The sequence below is a fragment of the Yunchengibacter salinarum genome (assembly GCF_037658235.1).
Taxonomy (GTDB): domain Bacteria; phylum Pseudomonadota; class Alphaproteobacteria; order Sphingomonadales; family Kordiimonadaceae; genus Yunchengibacter; species Yunchengibacter salinarum.
In genome coordinates, this window is record NZ_JBBJLN010000012.1 from 22,837 (window position 1) to 42,076 (window position 19,240).

Consider the following 19,240-nt stretch of genomic DNA (forward strand, 5'->3'; position numbering starts at 1 on the left):
AAGAAGGCTTCAATGGCGGCGTCCATGTTCTTTTTTGCCGCAATGGCGAGATAGGTTTCCAGAACGTCGCCCGGAATATCCATTTTGGCAACGGTTGCCGTGGTGACCGGATGATCCTTGCCGAAACCGTTATAGCCGTAGATGTGGATGCTTTCCTGACCCGTGAAAAAGCGGAGACCGCACCCTGAAAACCCATTTCAATCCTCTTTACCAATCTCAACATAAGAGCGAGTGGCGGCCTTTTATCAGCTTTGTCGATAATTTTAAGTAACTGGTTTTCACTAAATATTGAGGGCCAGTAGAATTTACGGCCTGAACGTTAGCGCAGCTTTCCAGAAAAGGGGAGGCCGCCATGCGCGACCGGTCATGGCGGTCACGCAAAGCGTTGCGATTGGCGGGGGAGGTGGCTAATAATACCGCGCCGGTTTCAAGGGATGGGTATGGCGAAGAACCGAACCAGGGCAACCATCAAGTCCGTCGCGCGGCAGGCCGGGGTGTCCGTCGCCACGGTCAGCCGTGTCATCAATGGCCACAGCGGTATCACGGCGGCGCGGCGGGATGCCGTGCTGAAAGCCGTGCGCGAACTGGATTACCGGCCTTCCGACACAGCGCGGGAACTATCCCTGGGTCGGGTCACGCGGGTCGGGCTGAATTTCGGCAATGGGCCGCTTTTGATGCGCTCTCATACCCTGTTGCGGGACCACCTGTATGCAGAGCTGTTCCAGCGCGGCCTGCAAGTGGAAACCGTTGCGTCCAACAGTGCGGGCCTGCCCGGTTTCCTGCCGGATGCGCTGATCGTGGGTTCCCTGTTCGATGATGACCCGCGCCTGCGTTATCTGTCGTCGGAAAATGTGCCGGTGGTGCTGCATGGCCATCGGGAGGGGTTCTTCTCCGTCACATCCGATGATTATGAAGGCGGGCGGCTGGCGGCCAATCACCTGCTCGAACTGGGCCATGAGCGGATCGCGTTTCTGACCGGCGGCACGAACCGGCGGCAATATACGCCGCTGTCCTATTACACGATGATTTCCCATGATCGGTTCCGCGGCTTTCGCGATGCGCTGGCGGCGCGGGGCATCGGGTTCGACCCTGCGGCCATGCTGGATGGCGGTTATGAGCCACTGGCGAGTTTCCGTGCGGTGCGGGATGCCCTGCAAAGCGGCCTGTCCTTTACGGCCATCTTCGCGCTTTCCGATGAAATGGCCTATGGCGCCATGCAGGCGCTGGTGGAGGCGGGCAAGCAGGTGCCGCGGGATGTGTCCATTGTCGGCTTCGATGACATGCCGGGCTTTGGCGATCACATAACGACCATCCGTCAGGATGTGGGGGCGCTGGCCCATAACATCGCCGACCTGTTGACTCAGGCGGTGGAAGGGCGCCCGCCGGTACAGCGCATTATCCCGGTGCAGCTTGTGACCAGAGGGACCACCATGCGGGTGTGCTGACGGCCCGCCCCTGTCAGATTTCCACGGTAAGATATTGGGCGTGTGCAGAGCCATGGTACGACCATGGATCATGTTCTTGCACGCCATGCGGTATGCCCTGGATGGGCAGGGGGCGTGATCGAGTCATACCGAAATGTAAGCGATTAGAAATTTTATAATCTTAAAACTCCATTAAAAACATCAAATTAAAAATATCTTTGACAATAATGAACCATTATATGTAATCGGTTTCTTGAGGGTGAGGCTGACACTATCGGAGGGATGGTGCCAGCTTTGAACCTGGCAGTGCCCGGTCGGTCGAGCGAGGGGCTCGATGGCGGTGTCGTGCTGGCAACTGTCCACTGAAAGCAAAATGGGGAGGTCATGATGAACTCATATGATGACGATGCCGGGACTCCGGCTGAACGCCGTGCCGGTGCGCGGCTGCGTGGTGTGCTTCTTGGCGGTTTGAGCGTTCTGGCGCTCAGTCTTGGGGCGCAGGCGCAGTCCAATGCGGATACGGACGAGGAGCCGGAGGATGTGTCCGATCTCTTTGCCCTTGACGAGATTGTGATTACCGGTACCAGCGCGCAGCGGAACCGGTTTGATACGCCGATGGCCACATCCCAGTTTTCCGAGAACGATATCCAGCGCCTGACCTACAGTTCGCAGGCTGATCTGCTGCGAACCGTGCCCGGCATCAATGCCGAGGGCGGCGGCGGTGAAGTGGCCGCCAACGTGTTCGTGCGGGGCCTGCCGTCCGGCGGTCAGTTTCAGTTCACGCCGCTGCAATATGATGGCGTTCCCGTGTTTTCCACCTTCGGGCTGAACTCTTCCGCCTTTGATGTATATGCGCGCAATGACCTTGGCATCGAGCGGATGGAATTCGTGCGCGGCGGCGTATCCAACCTGTTCGGCGCCGGGTCCGTTGCCGGGATCATCAACTATATCAGCAAGACCGGCAGCGATGAATCCGAAGGCACCATGAAGGTGGAATTGGCGGAACAGGGCCGCCTGCGGGGCGACTTCGCCGCCAGCGGGCCGCTGTCCAGCGACGACAACCTGTTTTACGCGGTATCCGGCTTTTATCGCTATGACGAAGGCCCGCTGGAAACCGGCCTGCCGAGCGAGGGCTATCAACTGCGCGGCAATATCAAGAAGGAGTTTGACGACGGGTCCGGTTCTTTCACCATTTACGGCCAGTTGATTGATGACAGCGTGCAGTTCTTCCTGCCGTTCCCGCTGGACGGGGATAGCCGCAAGCGCCCTCTTGGCAATGACGGGGAAAAGATTTTCACCCTGCAAACGGAAGATGCGCGCAATCTGTCCTTCGACACGCCGGACGGGCGCTTCAACACCCCGATCGAGGACGGTGTGGAGACGGTTGGCGGCTCCGTCACCTTTGCCTTCGAGAAGCAGCTTTCGGACGGCTGGGAGGTCAATGCACGCGGCAAATACGCCAGCTATGACCATCAGTTCAACCTGTTCCTCGATGGTGACGGCCTGGTCAACACGCCGGAAACCCAGGGTGGCTTCCTTGCAACGCGCGGCCTTGGCGACCTTGCCAGTGCCAGCTTCTCATTCGCGGAATCCGGGCGCGCCCTCGCGGCGGATGACCTGTTGTTCGCAAACCGCATTCTGGACCGTCGCCGCGATGCCAACGACTTCACCGGGGAATTGAACCTGGTCAAGTCCTTTGCCACGGGCGGGTTCGGTCATCAGGTCACGCTGGGCAGCTTCTTCGCACGCGCGGAGGCGGAAGACCGCAACTATATCACCACATTCCTGGGTGAATTCCGTGATGAGCCGCGCCTGGTCGACCTCACCGTTCAGAACCCGGACGGCTCCACCACCATTGTCGCGCAGAACGGCCTGCTGAACGCCAACGGGCAGGTGGGCAATAATAATCACATCGCCACCCGCTATGCCGCTTATCTCGCCGACCAGATGGAAAGTGACCGCTGGGTGTTCGACCTGGGCGTGCGCGTGGAGCGGATCGAGGGTGACATCAGCCGGGAAGCCATGGGATCGGTCGATATTGGCGGTGATGCGGCGCTGGCGCCCGATCTGCGGGCCATCAGCTTCGGCACCGGCGATTTCACCACGGGCGATGTGAGCGACACGGAATGGGCTATAGCGGCGGGCGTGCTGTACCGGGCGACGGACAATATCAATGTCTATGCCAATGCGTCACGCGGCTTCTTCTTCCCGCAGCTTCGCAGTGTCCAGTTCAACGAGTTCAACGAGCCGGGCCGGTTCGAGGCCGAGATCATAAAGCAGATCGAGGCAGGCGTGAAATATGCGGATTCCCGCTTCGATCTGACCCTGTCCGGGTTCTATAACGAACTGTCCAACCGGGCGAATGTGGACTTCGTGAACGATGGGCAGGGCGGCGTCGTTGAGGAAGTGAGCCTGCAATCCACCGAGACCATCGGCATCGAGGCGCAGGCCGCCGTTTTCATCACCGAAGCCCTGCGCTTTGAGGGGAACCTGACCCTTCAGGATCATAAACTGACCCAGAACGACCTGAACCCGGACTTTATCGGCAATGACATGCGCCGCCAGCCGGACTTCAGTTATAATGCCGGTCTGTTCTATGATGATCAGCGTATCGACTTCTCCGTTTTCCAGACCTTCATCGGCAGCAATTTCGCCAATGACGGCAATACGGTGAAGCTGGCTTCTCACAGCATTGTGCGGCTGGATGCCGGGTACCGGTTCGATATCGGCGGGGAGCAGACGGCGCGCCTTGGTGTGGGCGTGTTCAACCTGTTCGACAGCGAAGGGCTGACGGAAGGCTCACCCCGGCAGGCGAACAATCAGTCCGGCGGCGGCAACTTCTTTGTGGGTCGGCCAGTTCTGCCGCAGCGGATCAGCGTCAACCTGACCTTTGACTTCTGATCGAATGTTGATCCTCCCGCTTTGATCGGAAGAGGTGGCGCGTTTTCGGCGGGTGGCGGTTTTTCTGCCGCCGCCCGCCGGATCATTTCAGGCTGATGGACCGTCTTGGGCGCGGGTCGGTGCTCATGCGCGGCGCGGCGGCCAGCGGGCTGCCCGAACAAGTCGCCCGGAAAGCCCTTTTCCTGCCGGTTTCGGTGCCTGAAACCCGCCTTTTCTTACAATCATGCGGTGATCGCTAATCGGTATTAAAGGCGCAATTTCATGTCCTTCAGTGACCAATGCACCCGCTCTGATCCATCCGAGGCGGACAGCGCTGCCCTTGACCGGGAAGCGCGCGCGGTCCTTCACACCAATGACCGGGGGGGATTCACGGTTCCCAGCGGTACGGTCTATCCGTTTCTGTGGAACTGGGATTCGGCTTTTTCCGCCCTTGGCTGGGTGCACATGGATATCGACCGCGCCGTGACGGAACTGGAAACCCTTTTCAGGGGTCAGTGGGATGACGGCATGGTGCCGCACATCCAGTTTCTGGGTGATGCAGGGGGCTATTTCCCGGCTGCCGATATGTGGCAGTGCCCGCATGATCCGCCTTCCAGCGGCATTACCCAGCCGCCGGTGGCCGCCAGCGTAATGCTGGCCTTGTGGCAACAGGGCGACGATCCGGCCATCCGGGCACGCCTGAGGGCGCTGATCGCCCCGGCCCTCGCCTGGCATGACTGGTTTCTGGATGTGCGCCAGGATGCGGCCAGTGGTGCGATCCTGACCGTCCATCCATGGGAGACGGGCCGCGATAACAGCCCGGACTGGGATGAGCCGCTTGCCGCCGTTCCGGTGGAAGGGCTACCACCTTATGAGCGTTATGACGACACCCATCTGGACGCCGCCATGCGCCCCGGCAAGCACGACTATGACCGTTATGTGGCCTTGCTGCTGCATGGCAGGGCGTGCCAGTGGGATGCCCCCACCATCGCCCGCACCAGCCCGTTCCGGGTCGCCGATGTGGGGTTGACGGCTATGCTTGCCCGCGCGCATCTGGACCTGGCCCGGCTGGCCGATGCGGCGGACATGCCGGACATTGCCCGCCGTCTGCGGGGCGACCTGCCGTCACTGCATCGGGGGCTGGAAAGCCTGTGGAACGAAGACGTGGCGGCATATTGCGCGCGGGATCTGCGCACCGGCCAAAGCAGCGGGCGGGTGACGAGCGCGTCCTTCCTGCCGCTTTACGGGGCTGATCTGCCGCCGGAACGGGTGGCCCCGCTTGTTTGCCACATGAAGCGCATGGTGACGCGGGCACGGTATCTTTTACCCAGCCTGGACCCTGACGATATTGATTTTGAACCGCTGCGGTATTGGCGCGGCCCGGTTTGGGCGGTGGTCAATCTGATGGTGGCAGACGGGCTTTCACGCCATGATGAGCCGATGCTTGCCGCCCGCCTGCACGCGGATACCCGCGCGCTCATTGCCGGATCAGGCTTTTGGGAAGCCTTTTCCCCGCTGGACGGAAGCGGTACGGGCGGCGACTGTTTCGGCTGGACCGCCGCGCTGTGGCTGCACTGGCTTTCCGACAGCGCCGGGGCGAGCAGAATTGAGGAGAGTCGGTCATGACCCTGAGCCACGCCCGGATTTCGCCTGACGGCCCCCGCATCGATATACGTGATGTGCCCTTCAGCACCTATGGGTCGTGGCTGTCCGTGTCGCCCATCCGCAAGCGGTCGGAACCGTTCAATTTCGATCATCTGTATCTGCGCCTGCACCGGCATGAAACATTGTCCGTTCTGCGCCTGACCCCAACGCGAAACGGCGCCGCGGTGGCGGGTCTGCCGACCATGTGCCCGGCCATGCTGTGCTGGACAGATACGGGCGGGGGCACGAACGGGGGCACGAGCGGGGGCGACGATGCAGGGGCGTCGGATTTCCTGGCTGCCAGCTTCGAAACGCCGGAGCGGCTGCGCCTGGCGGGGCAGGGGGTCGGCCTGACCCTGCACCCCGAAACACGGGCCGAGATTTTCACCACCGATGCCACCCCGCCCGCCCGGCACTGTACCATCAACATGCTGCACGCCTTGCACCGTTTGAATGTGACCGTGCATCGCGGGCGGATGCACTGGTCCGCCCGGCGCGACCTTTTGACCGCGACGGAACATGATGTGCGCCTGACCCTGGAGCCGGACGCGGACGGCGTTCTGGACCTGTCGTTCGATCTTTACACCAGCACACCGCCGGAACAGCCCGCCGATCCGCCCGCTTTCGATCAGGTGGTCGCCGCCCGCCGGGATGCTTTTGCACGCTGGCTCTCGCGGGAGCCGGAGGTGCCCGACGGGCTGGGCGATGCCCGCGCGCTGTCCGCCTATATCCGCTGGTCGGCGGTGGTGGCGCCGCACGGCCTTGTCAGCCGCCCGGCCATGATGATGTCCATGAACTGGATGGTGAAGCTGTGGAGCTGGGATCACTGCTTCAATGCCATCGCCACCGCGCGGAACGATGCCAGGCTGGCCTGGGATCAGATGCTGATGTTCGCCGACCGGCAGGATGAGCATGGCTGCTACCCGGATGCATTCAATGATACCCATATGGTGTTCAACTATACCAAGCCGCCGATCCATGGCTGGGCGGTGATGAAGATGGTCGAGGCCATGGGCGGCATGAGCGCGGTGCCGCGCGCGCGGCTGCTGGAAATGGCGCGGTCGCTGGAGCGCTGGACCGACTGGTGGCTTACCCATCGCCGCCGGGAAGGCGAGGACCTGCCCTTTTATCAGCACGGCTTCGACAGCGGCTGGGACAATGCCACGGTATTCGACCGGTCGCTGCCGACGATCACGCCGGACCTGGCCGCTTATCTGGTGGTGCAGATGGATGTTCTGGCCGATCTGTTCACCCATCTGGGGCAGGGCACGCGCGGGCGCTTCTGGCGGTGGCAGGCAGACGCGATGATGACAGCCATGACCGACCGCCTGATGACCGGCGACGGATTCATTGCCCGCACCCTGCACGGCGACCAGGCGGTTGATACAGAAGGCCTGATTCACGCCATGCCGATCCTGCTGGGCGAGCGCCTGAGCCCGGCCATGAAAACGGCGCTGGTGGCACGCATTGACGGCCTGACGACGCCGTGGGGGCTGGCCACGGAGCATCCCGACAGCCCGCTATATGAGCCGGACGGCTACTGGCGCGGGCCGATCTGGGCACCGGCCACCTATCTGGTGATCGACGGCCTGATGCGGGCGGGGGAGACAGCGCGGGCGCTGGAAATCGCCCGGCGTTTCTGTGCCATGGGGCGCATTCACGGCTTTGCCGAATGCCATGATGCCCTGACCGGCGAAAAGCTGCGGGACCGTGGCTTCACCTGGACCGCAAGTTCCTTCCTGCTGATGGGGCAGATGCTGGAAAAGGCCGGGATCGCCATGCCCCCGGACGGCGAAACAAGGGCAGGCGCAGACATTGAAACAAAGGGGGGAGGCCAATCATGACCGCATTGGATTATATCGTGATCGCCGCCTATTTGCTGGGCATGGTGGGCATGGGGGCCTGGTTCAGCCGTCAGACCAGCCGGGCGGATTATTTTCTGGGGGATCGTACCTTTGGTTGGTTCCCGCTGACCCTGTCCACAATGGCGACGCAGCTTTCCGCCATCAGCTTCATTTCCGCCCCGGCGTTCGTCGGCATCCGGGAGGGCGGCGGGCTGATCTGGCTGTCCTATGAACTGGCGGTGCCGCTGGCGATGATCTTTCTGATGACCGTGCTGATGCCGGGGCTGTACCGGGCGGGATATGTCAGCATTTATGAATATCTCGAAGCGCGGTTCGACCAGTCCACCCGTTTTCTCATAAGCATCGTTTTCCAGATCAGCCGGGCTTTCGGCACCGGGGTGTCGGTCTATGCCATGGCGCTGATCCTGCGGGAAATGGTGGGGGTCAGCCTGACCATGGCCATTTTGCTGACCGCAGTGGTGACGGCTATCTATTCCCTGATGGGCGGGATGAAAGCCGTGGTGTATGGCGATGCCGCCCAGATGGGCCTGATCTTTCTGGGTCTGGTGCTGTGCATTGTTTTCGGGCTGGCGGCGCTCGGCGGCATGGATGGCCTGGCTGCCAATGTGGATGTGGCCCGCCTCGTGGCGGTGGATTTCAGCGACAGCGGCCTGACCGGCGGGGAGTTCGGCTTCTGGCCCATGCTGTTCGGCGGGCTGGTGTTGTATGTTTCCTATTATGGCGCGGATCAGACCCAGGCCCAGCGTCTGCTGTCCTCATCCGATGAAGGGCGACTGCGCCGGGTATTGACCGCCAATGGCCTGCTGCGCTTCCCCATGGTGTTGCTGTACTGCTTTCTGGGGCTGGTGCTGGGGACGCTGGCACATGTCTCCCCCGATCTGTCGGCGGAGGCGATCGCCGCCGACCCGGATACCTTGCTGCCGCGTTTCATCCTGACCTTCATGCCGGCGGGCCTTGTGGGCCTGCTGGTGGTGGCGATCCTGTCGGCCACCATGTCGTCGCTCAGTTCGGTCATCAATTCCCTGACCGCCGTGACGGTGGAGGACATAAGCCGGTTCAGCGGCGGCGCCGAGCGGCAGGAAAAGCATTATGTGAAGCTGTCGCGTCTTGTGGCGCTGGGCTGGTCGGTCATCATCCTGCTGTTTTCGCTCTATGCCGGCAATATCGCCGATACGGTGATCGAGGCCATCAACAAGGTCGGCTCCATGTTTTACGGGCCGATCCTGGCGACCTTTCTTCTGGCGCTTCTCTCCCGCGGGGTGCGGCCCATGGCGGCCAATCTGGGGCTGCTCGCCGGGGTCGGGGTGAATATGGCGCTGTGGCTGGGTGCGCCAGAGGTGTTCTGGTTCTGGTGGAATGCCACCGGGCTGGTGGCGAGCCTGTCCGTCTCCCTGCTTGCGGAAACCGTGCGCGGGCGCATTCCGGCCTTTCAGGTGCCGGTGGGCGCACTGGTGGAAGGCCGGGCCAATGTGGCGATCCTGCTGGCCGCCTTTGCCGCCATCCTGGCCACGGTCAGCGGCATCACCCTGGCCTTTGCGGGGGCGGGGCCATGATCCGGGGTGCGCGTTCGACGCCATCAGAGGCTGATCCCCGGCTTTTCCCCATTCGCCCCTTATTCCCTGCATGACGGAGTGAGAGACATTCATGTCAAGCTATACAGAATTGTTGACCCCGCTTTACGGCCCGGATCGCGCGGCCCGCACCGGCCAATCCATCAAGGCCGCCCTGGCCGCCCATGCGGCGCGCTTTCAAAGGGAAGCAAAGCAGCCGCTGGATGAAAAGGATGTGGTTCTGATTACCTATGGCGGCACTTTCCTGCGGGACGGGGAAGCGCCGCTCGCCACCCTTGCCAGCGTTTACGGGCGGTATTTCCGCGATCTGGCGAGCGCCATTCATATTCTGCCATTTTATCCCTATACGTCCGATGACGGGTTTTCGGTGGTGGATTACAGCCAGGTCAATCCGGCGCTTGGCGACTGGGGCGATATTGCCCGCCTGGCCGGGCAGGCGGACCTGATGTTCGATGGCGTGATCAATCATATCTCGCAGGAATCCGAATGGTTCCAGGGCTTTCTGGCGGATGATCCCCGCTATGACGGGTGGTTCATGGAAGTCCCGGCAGATACGGATGTGTCCGCCGTGGTGCGGCCCCGCCCGCAATCACCCATTCAGCCCTATCAGGATGAAAAGGGCCGGACCCGGCATGTCTGGGCCACCTTCAGCCAGGATCAGGTGGATCTGAATTACGGCGAACCGGCGGTATTGCTGGCGGTGCTGGATGTGCTGCTGGATTATGTGGCACGGGGCGCGCGCTTTCTGCGCCTTGATGCCATTGCCTTTTTGTGGAAACGGCTGGGCACCGGCTGCATTCATCTGGATGAGACCCACCGCATCATCAAGACCCTGCGGCTGGCCCTGACCGAAGCCCACCCGGATGTGCGGCTGATCACCGAAACCAATGTGCCGCACCGGGAAAACATCTCTTACTTCGGGTCCGGTGATGACGAAGCCCACATGGTCTATAATTTCGCCTTGCCGCCGCTGGTGGCCCATGCGCTGATTTCGGGCAATGCGGACATTCTGGCGGACTGGGCGTCCGGGCTGTCCCTTCCGGGGCCGGATACCTGTTTCTTCAACTTCACGGCCAGCCATGACGGGGTGGGCGTGCGCCCGGTGGAAGGTATTCTGACCACCGATCAGCGCCAATTACTGATCGACGCGGCCCACAGGGCGGGCGGCCATGTGTCCATGCGGGCCACCGGCGATGGCGGAGCCGCCCCCTATGAGCTGAACTGCACGTATCCTGACCTTCTTACGCCGCCGGAGGCGCCCGATGATGTGCGCCTGGCGCGGATGCTGGTTTCGCAGGCGATCATGCTGGCCATGCCGGGGGTGCCCGCGCTTTATGTGCATAGCTGCATCGGCACCCGCAATGATCTTGACCGGGTGGAGGCGCGCGGTCACTGGCGGGCGATCAACCGCAGCCAGATCGATGCCGACGCGCTGGAGGTCGCTCTGGCGGACGGGCGCAATTTCCGCACAAAGGTCCACAGCGGCCTTGGACGGCTGGTGGCGGCGCGGCGGGGGCACCCGGCCTTTCACCCGCAGGCCGGTTTCACCATTGCCTTGCCCGATCCACGGTTGTTTACCATCATTCGGCAGGCTGACGGCGGCAGCCCGGTGCGTTGTATCGCTAATGTTAGCGCTTCCAGTGTTGCCATGGAATTGCCCCGTGGCGGTCACGACCTGCTAAGCGGGGAAAGGTTCAAGGCCGGGCCGTATGACGTGCCGCCCCATGGTCTGCTGTGGCTGGAGGAGGGGGCGTGATCATGTCGTCGTCACTCATGTCGCGCTGGCAGAACGATTTGCCGGTGGGTGCGCCCGGCCCGGCACCGGCTTTTTTGCTGCAACTTTTCGCGGCGGCGGTGGATCGGGTATCGGCAGCGCGATGCCTGCCGCCTCATCTGCCGATCGGCGAACCCGAAGGGGAAACGCTGGTGCTGGGGGCGGGCAAGGCTGCGGCGGCCATGGCGGCGATTGCCGAGACGCATCTTCCGGGGGCGGTGCGGGGCATGGTCATCACCCGCTACGGGCATGTGGGGGATGGGCTGCCCGATCGCATCATCGTGCGGGAGGCCGCGCACCCCGTCCCTGACGACATGAGCGGCGAGGCCGCCCGTGAAGCGCTGAATATGGCGGCTGCCTTGAAGCCGACGGATCGGTTGGTTTTCCTGGCGTCGGGCGGTGGCAGCGCGCTGATGTCTCTGCCGGGCGCGGGGCTCGGTGTGGATGAAAAGGCTGTGCTGATGCGGCATCTGCTGCATTCCGGCGCGGCTATCGAGGCGATGAATTGTGTACGCAAGCACCTGTCCGCGATCAAGGGCGGGCGATTGGCGGCAGCGTCGGGCACGCAGGATATCCACAGCTTCGTGATTTCCGATATTCCGTCTGACGACCCGGCCATGGTCGCATCCGGCCCCACATTGGCGGACCCGACCACATTGGCGGATGCCCGCGCGATCATGGAGAAAATCGGCAGCCCGGACCCGGCCCTGATCGATCCCGCATTGATTGATCAGGTGCTGAACGACCCGCGCAATGAAACGCCCAAATATGTGCCCGGTATCTGCCATTTGATCGCCACCGGCGAAGATGCCCTGGTGGCCGCCGCCACGGTGGCAGAGCAGGGGGGTGACGAGGCTGTGGGAAAGGCGAAGGCCCCGGTCATCATCAATCTGGGCGCAAAGCTGACGGGGGAGGCGCGGGATCTGGGTGCGGCCCATGCAAGGCTGGCGCTGGATCATGCGGCACGCAGGCGTGCCGGTGATCCGCCGGTGCTGATCCTGTCCGGCGGGGAGACGGGGGTTACGGTTCGTAATGCCGATGGCTGCGGCGGTCGCAATCTGGAATATCTGGCGGGACTGGCGCATGGCCTTGATGGTGCACCCGGCATCATTGCGCTCGCCGCCGATACGGACGGCATCGATGGCAGCGAGGACAATGCCGGTGCCTTTGTCCTGCCGGATACACTAGGCCGCGCGCGGGCCGCCGGGGTGGATACCATGCGCGCGCAACAGCAAAACCGCACCCATGACATCTTCCGCGCCGCCGGTACGCTCCTGCACACCGGCCCAACCCTGACCAACGTAAACGACTTCCGCGCCATTCTGGTGGGCGCACCCTAACGCAGGCTCACTCTCACCAGCCCCATCCGGCTAAGCCCTTGATTTAACTGGTGCCGGCACGAGGATTCGAACCCCGGACCTACTGATTACAAAAGAAATTCTTATTCGATATCGCATGGTATCAGATTGCTTCATATAATATCATATTCCTTTTAAAACAGCGCATTGGCTTGACTCTGAGATAGCGTATGGGTGAGGGTTATATCGATAACAACATTACCTTTGCTTACTTATTGCTTACCCAGGAATGGCCATGAAACTGCTGAAACGGACCATTGATGCAGCCACCCCTCATAAAACCGATCGGGTGATTTGGGATGGAAGCCTGCCCGGCTTCGGTATCCGGATTAAACCGACCGGCGTGAAATCCTTCGTTATTCAATACCGAAATGCGGAAGGGCGCAGCCGAAGAAAGACGCTTGGGCGCTATGGTCCGTTGACGCTTGATGCGGCCCGACAACTGGCCTTCAAGGAACTGGGGCATGTGCATGAAGGCGGCGATCCCAGGCAGGACACACTTGAGGCGCGCCATGCCATGACTGTCAAAGAGTTGGGCGAACGGTTTCTGGAGCAACACTGTGAAGGCGCTGCAAGCCGAAGACTATTCATGCGTATCGGGATATCATCGCCAAGACGATCACGCCCAAGCTGGGTAAGCGCCGAATTGAAGCCCTGCGAACGCGGGACATAGATCGCTTCCATCAATCCCTGAAAAGCACACCCTATCTGGCCAATCGTGCTCTTGCGATCCTGCGGAGCATGCTGAACCGCGCGGAGGGGTGGGGTGTCTTGCCGCGCGGGCAAAACCCGGCGCGCTGGGTAAAGCCGTTCCGCGAGTATCGGAGACAGCGGTTTTTGAACGAGGACGAACTCAGGCGCCTTTCAGATACGTTGCGCCGGTTCGAGCGTTCGGGCGATGTTTCGCTGTATGCGGTAGCGGCGTTCCGGCTTCTGATAGCGACGGGGGCACGATGCAATGAAATCCGGACGCTGGAATGGAGACAGGTAGATTTGAGCCGCCGGATCATCCTTCTTGAGGAACATAAAACCAGTGCCTATGGCGCAAAGGTGCTGCCTCTCAACAGCGCGGCCGTTCGCGTGCTGGAGGGCCTGCCTCGGGTTCACGGCAACCCGTATGTCATCTGCGGGGACAAGCCGGGCGCCGCTTTCGTCAATCTGCAAAAGGCCTGGCGCAAGGTGCGCTGCGACTGCGATCTGGAGGATGTCCGCATTCACGATCTCAGGCATACCTTCGCCAGCCTCAGCCTTGCCAAGGGCGCATCCTTGCCTGTGGTGGGGGCACTTCTGGGGCATAAGTCGGTCGCTTCCACCGCTGTCTATGCCCACCTGGCCCAGGCCCCGCTTCAGCAGGCCACCGCCAGCGTAGCAGAGGAACTGGAGCATCTTCTGTAATGCCCGGGTAAGCAGCGGGTAAGCGAACCGACCGATTCACCTGATATATCCTGCGCGTTTGTGATGGGGCGGAACGCCTGATTGCGCTCAAGGGCTGATATCACCTGCGACCACCTTGGTGGATTTGATCCATACAGATATGGTGAACCCCCTGATTTCATTTGAAGGTCCGTAGCGCCCAGCTGGGGCTTACGCAAGAACGCCCTCTTTGCGGGACACGACGAGGGCGAGGGCGGCAAGACCTGGGGCCGCATCGCGTCCCTGATCGAGACCGCCAAAGTCAACGACGTCGAGCCCTTCGCCTACCTCAAGGCGACGCTCGAAGCGATCGCAGGCGGGCACCCCAAAAACCGCATCGACGACCTCCTCCCCTGGAACTTCCAGACGTCAAGCTGAAAAACCCGTGGGGTCCAGCTGGCGCTTACATTCATTTTGGCGGTTTCGATCAGGGTCATGGCCCGCGCCAATGAGCGGGGGGAGACAGTCAGGACCGCAGACAGCGGAGGGGGATCACCCGTCCTGCACAAGCGAAGCGCGGAAGGACGGGGAAACCGCTGGCTGCGCCCGCAGCGCATGCGGAGGGCTTGGTCTTGACGGAGGACGGGGCCGCAGGCCCCAAACAGGAAAGAAGAAACGTCAGCCCGTCAGGGCTGGCCGAAGATGCGCAAGGGATGGAAGCCGCAGGGCCGAGACAAGCCAGCGGCGCAGGCTCGGTTCACGACAGCCCGGCCCGAGCGGGTGCGCCTTAATAAGAACGCTAGTACGCTATGATGATCGAGAGTCTTGATCCCCATTTTCGGTATCAGGTACTTCCAGGGCATCATGGATGACACAATATGATCTGACGGGCAATTCTGGCTTGCCAATAAACTCGTCAAAGAAGCTAAGGGAATTAGCGAAGTATTTTCCAGCCAAGCGACACCAGTGGGTATCTGACTCGAATGAAGAGATAACAGGAAGAAAGTGATAGTTGTGAGTGGGGTTTTGACACATCTCCACATTGAGCCTGCCGACATGTGACCAGTATGAATGGACTGCTGAACTGAACGGCTGAAATACATAATTATAAAAATCAAGGCAGCCAGCTTCCTGCGCCATAACTCGAGTGTTTTTACCAGACCAGCTTCCTAAATTGACCTCGGTAAGAAATTCCAGTTGCTGGGATTCCAGCCAGTTTTCAAAATGCTCAATAATTTGATCATGGCCCTCAGGTGCCTCTCCGCCTCGTTTCTTTACCTCTTCCTTCCTGTGGGCAATCTCTAATTTTATGGCGCCCAACCCGTCCTGAACATACAATGGGACTCGTTCCTTCGGATTCTGTAGAAGCCAAACGAGCGTGATATGCACATCCGCCATCGCCCTTAGCATTATTGGAGCAGTGTTCGGATTCCAGATGCCAGGATTGGAGACTATCTCGATGGCGTGGGTAGCTTGCCGTGCCAAGAGGGCGAGAATAACTTGCCTTTCTTGAGGCTTGCCAAGATCAAGCTCCCAAGCGTTTTCACGAGCTCTAAAGTCATCGTGAACGAAGTGCGTGAACGCAGCAATGAATCCTTCGATACCTTCAGTGACATCGGGAAGCTCGGGAATGCCTTGATAGCCGCCGGAACATCCACCTATCGCTGATAGTCCATTCCAAAAGGAATCGACCCAATCGGGTAAGTCAGTAGCGTCCTCCTTTTGAAGCAAAAGCATAGGAGCCATCGCCCGAAAGAACGAGCCCGCTTTTCTTGACGCTTCGGTCGCGGGATAGTCTTCAATATCAGTGAACGCGGTCGAATGGTTGTCGAAAACCTTCTTAACTACCTTAACCTTATCTTGGTCGAGGCCGAGATATACGGCAGTCGAGATTGCCAAAGTTGCCTCGCGACTGAGACGGTTGTACATTTCCTCAAGCCTGGGGCTCAAATAATCGATGACTGCTTCCGGCGCGTCATCGGATTGAAGCTGAGTAAAGGAAAGCGGGTTTTCAGGCCAGATAACTGACAGTCTGCCTAGAACTGTCTGGAATTGCGTTAGAGCCTCATCGTCAATTACGCCCAATAGATCTTGCTGCTCATCCTCTGATAACTCAGAGAACGAAGTCACGGTGGCAAAGAATGGCTTGGGGTCTTTCTTGCTGACTTGCGCAGCAGCATCTCCGAACTGCCGTGCGACCTCAACGCCTCTCACGGGACCGAGCTCATTGATAAGCAAGGTTATCCAGAATAATTCGGGTACGACCTGGAGGGACCACGAGAACGGCGAATAGTTATCGCCCATCGCCGCGCGGACAGGTGGAATGAGCCGCCTTTTCTTCCTAATATGATCCTCAAGTACCATTTCTACCTTCCACTATCCACTCAAATTGGCATGGCAAATGAACCGCGCCGGGATTGCCGGAGGCGGGTTATTTTAAGTTAAGCGGCTATAGCTGGTTCGTCCAGCATGGCGTAGTAGTTTCTTTCGGCCTCGTCGGGCGGAATATTGCCGATCGGTCCCAGCAGGCGGCGGTTGTTGAACCAGCCGATCTATCCCAGTGTGGCGTCAACTGCCTCGAAAGACCGCCGCGGTCCCCCGCGAGTGATCACCTCGGTTTTATGCGATCCGTTGATTGTCTTTGCCAGAGCGTCGTCAGAACTGTCGTCCAAACGCTGGGCAGAAGGCTCAATCCTGGTGTCTGCCAGGCGGTCGGTATATTTGATCGGGACATATTGGCCGCCACGGTCGCTGTGATGGAGCAGGCCGCTACCTTGCCGTGGCCTGCGGTCATGAATGGCTTGCTCCAGGGCATCGAGTACAAATTGACTCCTTTTATTTCGGTCCCATGGCTTCATTGGCGCCATAGACGCGGGAAGGTGCGCAGTCGTGCCCCATCATTTTTTGTCGGGAGCATTGTCCGGTTCGTCGTCGGGAGGATTCGGCAAGTCGGCCTGTTCCGGTTCGAGCGCTTACGTTTCGGCCTCTTCAACCCGATATCGGGTTAGCAAACCGTGCGCCTTGCGTTCGGATTCGCGTTCGGATTCTGCGGCTTTTCCTGTTTTAAATCATACGCCTAGTGAAATCAGTTTAGCATTGGACAGTTATTCAACCATATGGTGTTCTGGTGTAATTAGCGATGCCTTCAAGCAATTGATCGCGGCAACGCGGTGCGCTTCTCATAAATTCCCGGTTTGGAGTCTCCATACCCCCATTTGGCCGGGCATTCGTCGCTTTATGGCGTGAATTTTGAAGCCAAAATCAGCTCTTTGCAGGTTTTCCACAGGTCGAGTTTTCCACAGGCAACCCGGTATTGCGCCTGTCACTTTCCGCAGCACTCTTCTTTGTGGATAACTCCCGTTCAATAATAGGGTCGCCGTGTTCCCACCTTATACAACACTCGGCGCTGGAAATTTCCTTCAGGCGAGCGTGCAGGGGGGCTATTGTTCCGGTCCGCAATAAATGGGACAGCGCGTACGCCCATCCGCGGCCTTGTCTGCGGGTCAGGCAGCGGGGCGGACGCAAGCGGGCCCTTGGCACACGGGCGCCGCTTGCGGTGCTGTCCAGCCTCAATGAGCGTTGGTCATTGGACTTTGTCAGCGACAGCTTCACCGATGGTCGTCGGTACCGCATGCTGTGTATCGTCGATGACCACAGCCGGGAGTGCCTGGCGCTCGTGGCGGATACGTCGCTGTTCGGCGTCAGGATGGCGCGGGAGTTGGATCGGCTGATCGCTGAGCGCGGCAAGCCGGCCACCATCGTCAGCGACAACGGGACAGAGATGACCTCGAACGCGATTCTGCGCTGGCGCCAAAATAGTGGCGTTGCCTGGCACTATATTGCTCCGGGCAAGCCGATGCAGAACGGCTTTGTCGAGAGCTTTAACGGGCGCCTGCGTGACGAAGGCTTGAACGAGACCCTGTTCAGCAGTCTCCGGGAGGCCCGCGCGGTCCTGGACGCCTGGCGGCATGACTATAACCACGTTCGGCCCCACTCAGCGCTTGGTGGCCAGAGCCCGGTTGAGGCAAAAAAGACAAAAGCATCATGGGGGCATGCCCCCATGATGCTTGCAAACCGCGCCCACAATGAGTAATTCCTTAACCAAGGACTCTACGCCTGACTGGTAGAAAGTTCGGGCTTAGGTCACTCAGCCTGCGCGGCATTCATTGAAGTTTAAGAAGCCGATTGGTAGATTGAAAGGATAGAGCGGTGGCTGCCAAGCAGGGGGACAAGTAGGCAATTGCAGCGCTCGAATCCACTGGATATAAGATTTTCATATCGTCGGCCAGGCCTCCTCCTGCGGAGAAGATAGGGAGTCATGACAGCCTCAAAGCACCTCATAGCGCTGCTGCGAAGCCATATCGATGGTGATAATGAGCAGTTTTTATCGGTGGCTATGCAGGTCGCGGCGCATGAGGCACGTCAGGGGCATGGCAACCTTGCCAAGCAGCTCCGTGATCTCGTCGATGAAGCTCGATCGCTGAAAGAAAGCCGAGCAAGTAGGCCGGTCCCCTTCGCCCAGCCAAAGGGCGAACTCGCGGCTCTGATCTCCGCCAGCTATTCCGATACGCGCCTAGCCAGCATGGTGCTGCCAACCGCACTGGAAGAGCGTCTAAAACGAATAGTCACGGAACAGCGCCAGCACCACCGGCTGATAAAGCACGGTCTTCATCCGAGAAGAAAGATACTGCTTATTGGCTCTCCGGGCTCTGGCAAAACGATGACGGCTGCAGCTCTCGCAGGAGAACTCACTCTGCCGCTTTTTACCGTCGTATTTGATTCCCTTATTACGCGGTTTATGGGGGAAACCGCCACCAAGTTGCGGCTTGTCTTTGATGCCATGCTTGAGACACGCGGCGTGTATTTTTTCGATGAGTTTGATGCAATCGGTTCGCGGCGGGCTGAACGAAATGATGTCGGAGAGATACGACGTGTGCTGAATTCATTCCTTCAATTTCTTGAGAACGATGATAGCGACAGCCTGATCATTGCTGCTACCAATCACCCTGAGCTTCTTGATCCGGCTCTCTTCCGTCGCTTTGATGATGTGGTCTATTACGAATTACCTGGTACATCGGTAGTCGAAGGTATTTTGAAGGCTCGCCTTTCCGGATTTGACACTAAGGGCATGCGTTGGAAGCAAGCTGTGGAAGCTGCCTCGGGTCTAAGCCAGGCGGAAATTTCGAGAGCTGCGGACGAAGCAGCAAAGCGGGCAATCCTCGATGACCGCACCCGTGTTACGCGTGACGATCTATTGGGAGCGATAGCGGAGCGCAAGGCCTCTACTGAGTGTTAAGCGGAGGCACTGCGAATGGCTGAAGACCAACAGCGCCAATTGCCGCATATTTATCTTCCCGCTCACGGCGAAAGA

General features: G+C 60.0%; 11 protein-coding genes and 3 pseudogenes. 12 read left to right on the forward strand and 2 right to left on the reverse strand.

Translation table 11 applies throughout. The features are described 5' to 3' along the window. Window positions 1-440: 440 nt before the first annotated feature. The 10 genes and pseudogenes from WGH93_RS12335 to WGH93_RS12380 all read left to right on the forward strand — a co-directional run. Window positions 441-1,445, forward strand: a complete 1,005-nt coding sequence (locus WGH93_RS12335; RefSeq protein WP_374765200.1) for a LacI family DNA-binding transcriptional regulator — start codon at window positions 441-443, stop codon at window positions 1,443-1,445. A 363-nt stretch (window positions 1,446-1,808) separates the two neighbouring features. Next, entirely contained in the window at window positions 1,809-4,325 is a 2,517-nt protein-coding gene (locus WGH93_RS12340; protein ID WP_374765201.1) for a TonB-dependent receptor, read from the forward strand. 261 nt (window positions 4,326-4,586) lie between these two features. Continuing rightward, on the forward strand, window positions 4,587-5,930 hold the full coding sequence (locus tag WGH93_RS12345; RefSeq protein WP_374765202.1) for an MGH1-like glycoside hydrolase domain-containing protein: 1,344 nt from the start codon (window positions 4,587-4,589) through the stop codon (window positions 5,928-5,930). After that, on the forward strand, window positions 5,927-7,792 hold the full coding sequence (locus WGH93_RS12350) for an amylo-alpha-1,6-glucosidase (protein WP_374765203.1): 1,866 nt from the start codon (window positions 5,927-5,929) through the stop codon (window positions 7,790-7,792). Before WGH93_RS12345 ends, WGH93_RS12350 begins: the two co-directional genes overlap by 4 nt. Beyond that, window positions 7,789-9,366: a sodium:solute symporter family transporter gene (locus WGH93_RS12355; RefSeq protein WP_374765204.1), complete on the forward strand. Its 1,578-nt coding sequence runs from the start codon at window positions 7,789-7,791 to the stop codon at window positions 9,364-9,366. Before WGH93_RS12350 ends, WGH93_RS12355 begins: the two co-directional genes overlap by 4 nt. A gap of 91 nt (window positions 9,367-9,457) precedes the next feature. Next, the gene (locus WGH93_RS12360) at window positions 9,458-11,140 is read left to right on the forward strand and encodes a sugar phosphorylase (protein WP_374765205.1); all 1,683 of its coding nucleotides are present in this window, start codon (window positions 9,458-9,460) and stop codon (window positions 11,138-11,140) included. A gap of 2 nt (window positions 11,141-11,142) precedes the next feature. Continuing rightward, the gene (locus tag WGH93_RS12365; RefSeq protein WP_374765206.1) at window positions 11,143-12,498 is read left to right on the forward strand and encodes a glycerate kinase type-2 family protein; all 1,356 of its coding nucleotides are present in this window, start codon (window positions 11,143-11,145) and stop codon (window positions 12,496-12,498) included. 253 nt (window positions 12,499-12,751) lie between these two features. Continuing rightward, window positions 12,752-13,189 (forward strand): Arm DNA-binding domain-containing protein, encoded by a 438-nt coding sequence (locus tag WGH93_RS12370; RefSeq protein WP_374765207.1) that lies wholly within the window; start codon window positions 12,752-12,754, stop codon window positions 13,187-13,189. Further along, window positions 13,135-13,911: a tyrosine-type recombinase/integrase gene (locus WGH93_RS12375; protein WP_374765210.1), complete on the forward strand. Its 777-nt coding sequence runs from the start codon at window positions 13,135-13,137 to the stop codon at window positions 13,909-13,911. The genes WGH93_RS12370 and WGH93_RS12375 overlap by 55 nt, the downstream gene beginning before the upstream one ends. A 186-nt stretch (window positions 13,912-14,097) precedes the next feature. Further along, window positions 14,098-14,307: pseudogene (locus WGH93_RS12380) on the forward strand (transposase domain-containing protein); the annotation flags it as partial. 369 nt (window positions 14,308-14,676) lie between these two features. On the opposite strand, the gene WGH93_RS12385 reads toward WGH93_RS12380, so the two are convergent. Both WGH93_RS12385 and WGH93_RS12390 read right to left on the reverse strand, forming a co-directional pair. Then, window positions 14,677-16,233 (reverse strand): DUF5677 domain-containing protein, encoded by a 1,557-nt coding sequence (locus tag WGH93_RS12385; protein WP_374765208.1) that lies wholly within the window; start codon window positions 16,231-16,233, stop codon window positions 14,677-14,679. A 77-nt stretch (window positions 16,234-16,310) separates the two neighbouring features. After that, window positions 16,311-16,703: pseudogene (locus WGH93_RS12390) on the reverse strand (transposase domain-containing protein); the annotation flags it as partial. 662 nt (window positions 16,704-17,365) lie between these two features. Here WGH93_RS12390 and WGH93_RS12395 point away from each other — a divergent pair. Both WGH93_RS12395 and WGH93_RS12400 read left to right on the forward strand, forming a co-directional pair. Then, window positions 17,366-17,962: pseudogene (locus WGH93_RS12395) on the forward strand (integrase core domain-containing protein); the annotation flags it as partial. A gap of 225 nt (window positions 17,963-18,187) precedes the next feature. After that, window positions 18,188-19,165 carry an AAA family ATPase gene (locus WGH93_RS12400; RefSeq protein ID WP_374765209.1) on the forward strand — a complete coding sequence of 326 codons (978 nt, stop codon included), beginning with the start codon at window positions 18,188-18,190 and terminating at the stop codon, window positions 19,163-19,165. Window positions 19,166-19,240 lie beyond the last annotated feature (75 nt).

Coding starts and splice junctions, on each gene's coding strand:
- WGH93_RS12335 (WP_374765200.1), top strand. CDS start 441: ATGGCGAAGAACCGAACCAGGGCAACCATCAAGTCCGTCGCGCGGCAG.
- WGH93_RS12340 (WP_374765201.1), top strand. CDS start 1,809: ATGATGAACTCATATGATGACGATGCCGGGACTCCGGCTGAACGCCGT.
- WGH93_RS12345 (WP_374765202.1), top strand. CDS start 4,587: ATGTCCTTCAGTGACCAATGCACCCGCTCTGATCCATCCGAGGCGGAC.
- WGH93_RS12350 (WP_374765203.1), top strand. CDS start 5,927: ATGACCCTGAGCCACGCCCGGATTTCGCCTGACGGCCCCCGCATCGAT.
- WGH93_RS12355 (WP_374765204.1), top strand. CDS start 7,789: ATGACCGCATTGGATTATATCGTGATCGCCGCCTATTTGCTGGGCATG.
- WGH93_RS12360 (WP_374765205.1), top strand. CDS start 9,458: ATGTCAAGCTATACAGAATTGTTGACCCCGCTTTACGGCCCGGATCGC.
- WGH93_RS12365 (WP_374765206.1), top strand. CDS start 11,143: ATGTCGTCGTCACTCATGTCGCGCTGGCAGAACGATTTGCCGGTGGGT.
- WGH93_RS12370 (WP_374765207.1), top strand. CDS start 12,752: ATGAAACTGCTGAAACGGACCATTGATGCAGCCACCCCTCATAAAACC.
- WGH93_RS12385 (WP_374765208.1), bottom strand. CDS start 16,233: ATGGTACTTGAGGATCATATTAGGAAGAAAAGGCGGCTCATTCCACCT.
- WGH93_RS12400 (WP_374765209.1), top strand. CDS start 18,188: ATGACAGCCTCAAAGCACCTCATAGCGCTGCTGCGAAGCCATATCGAT.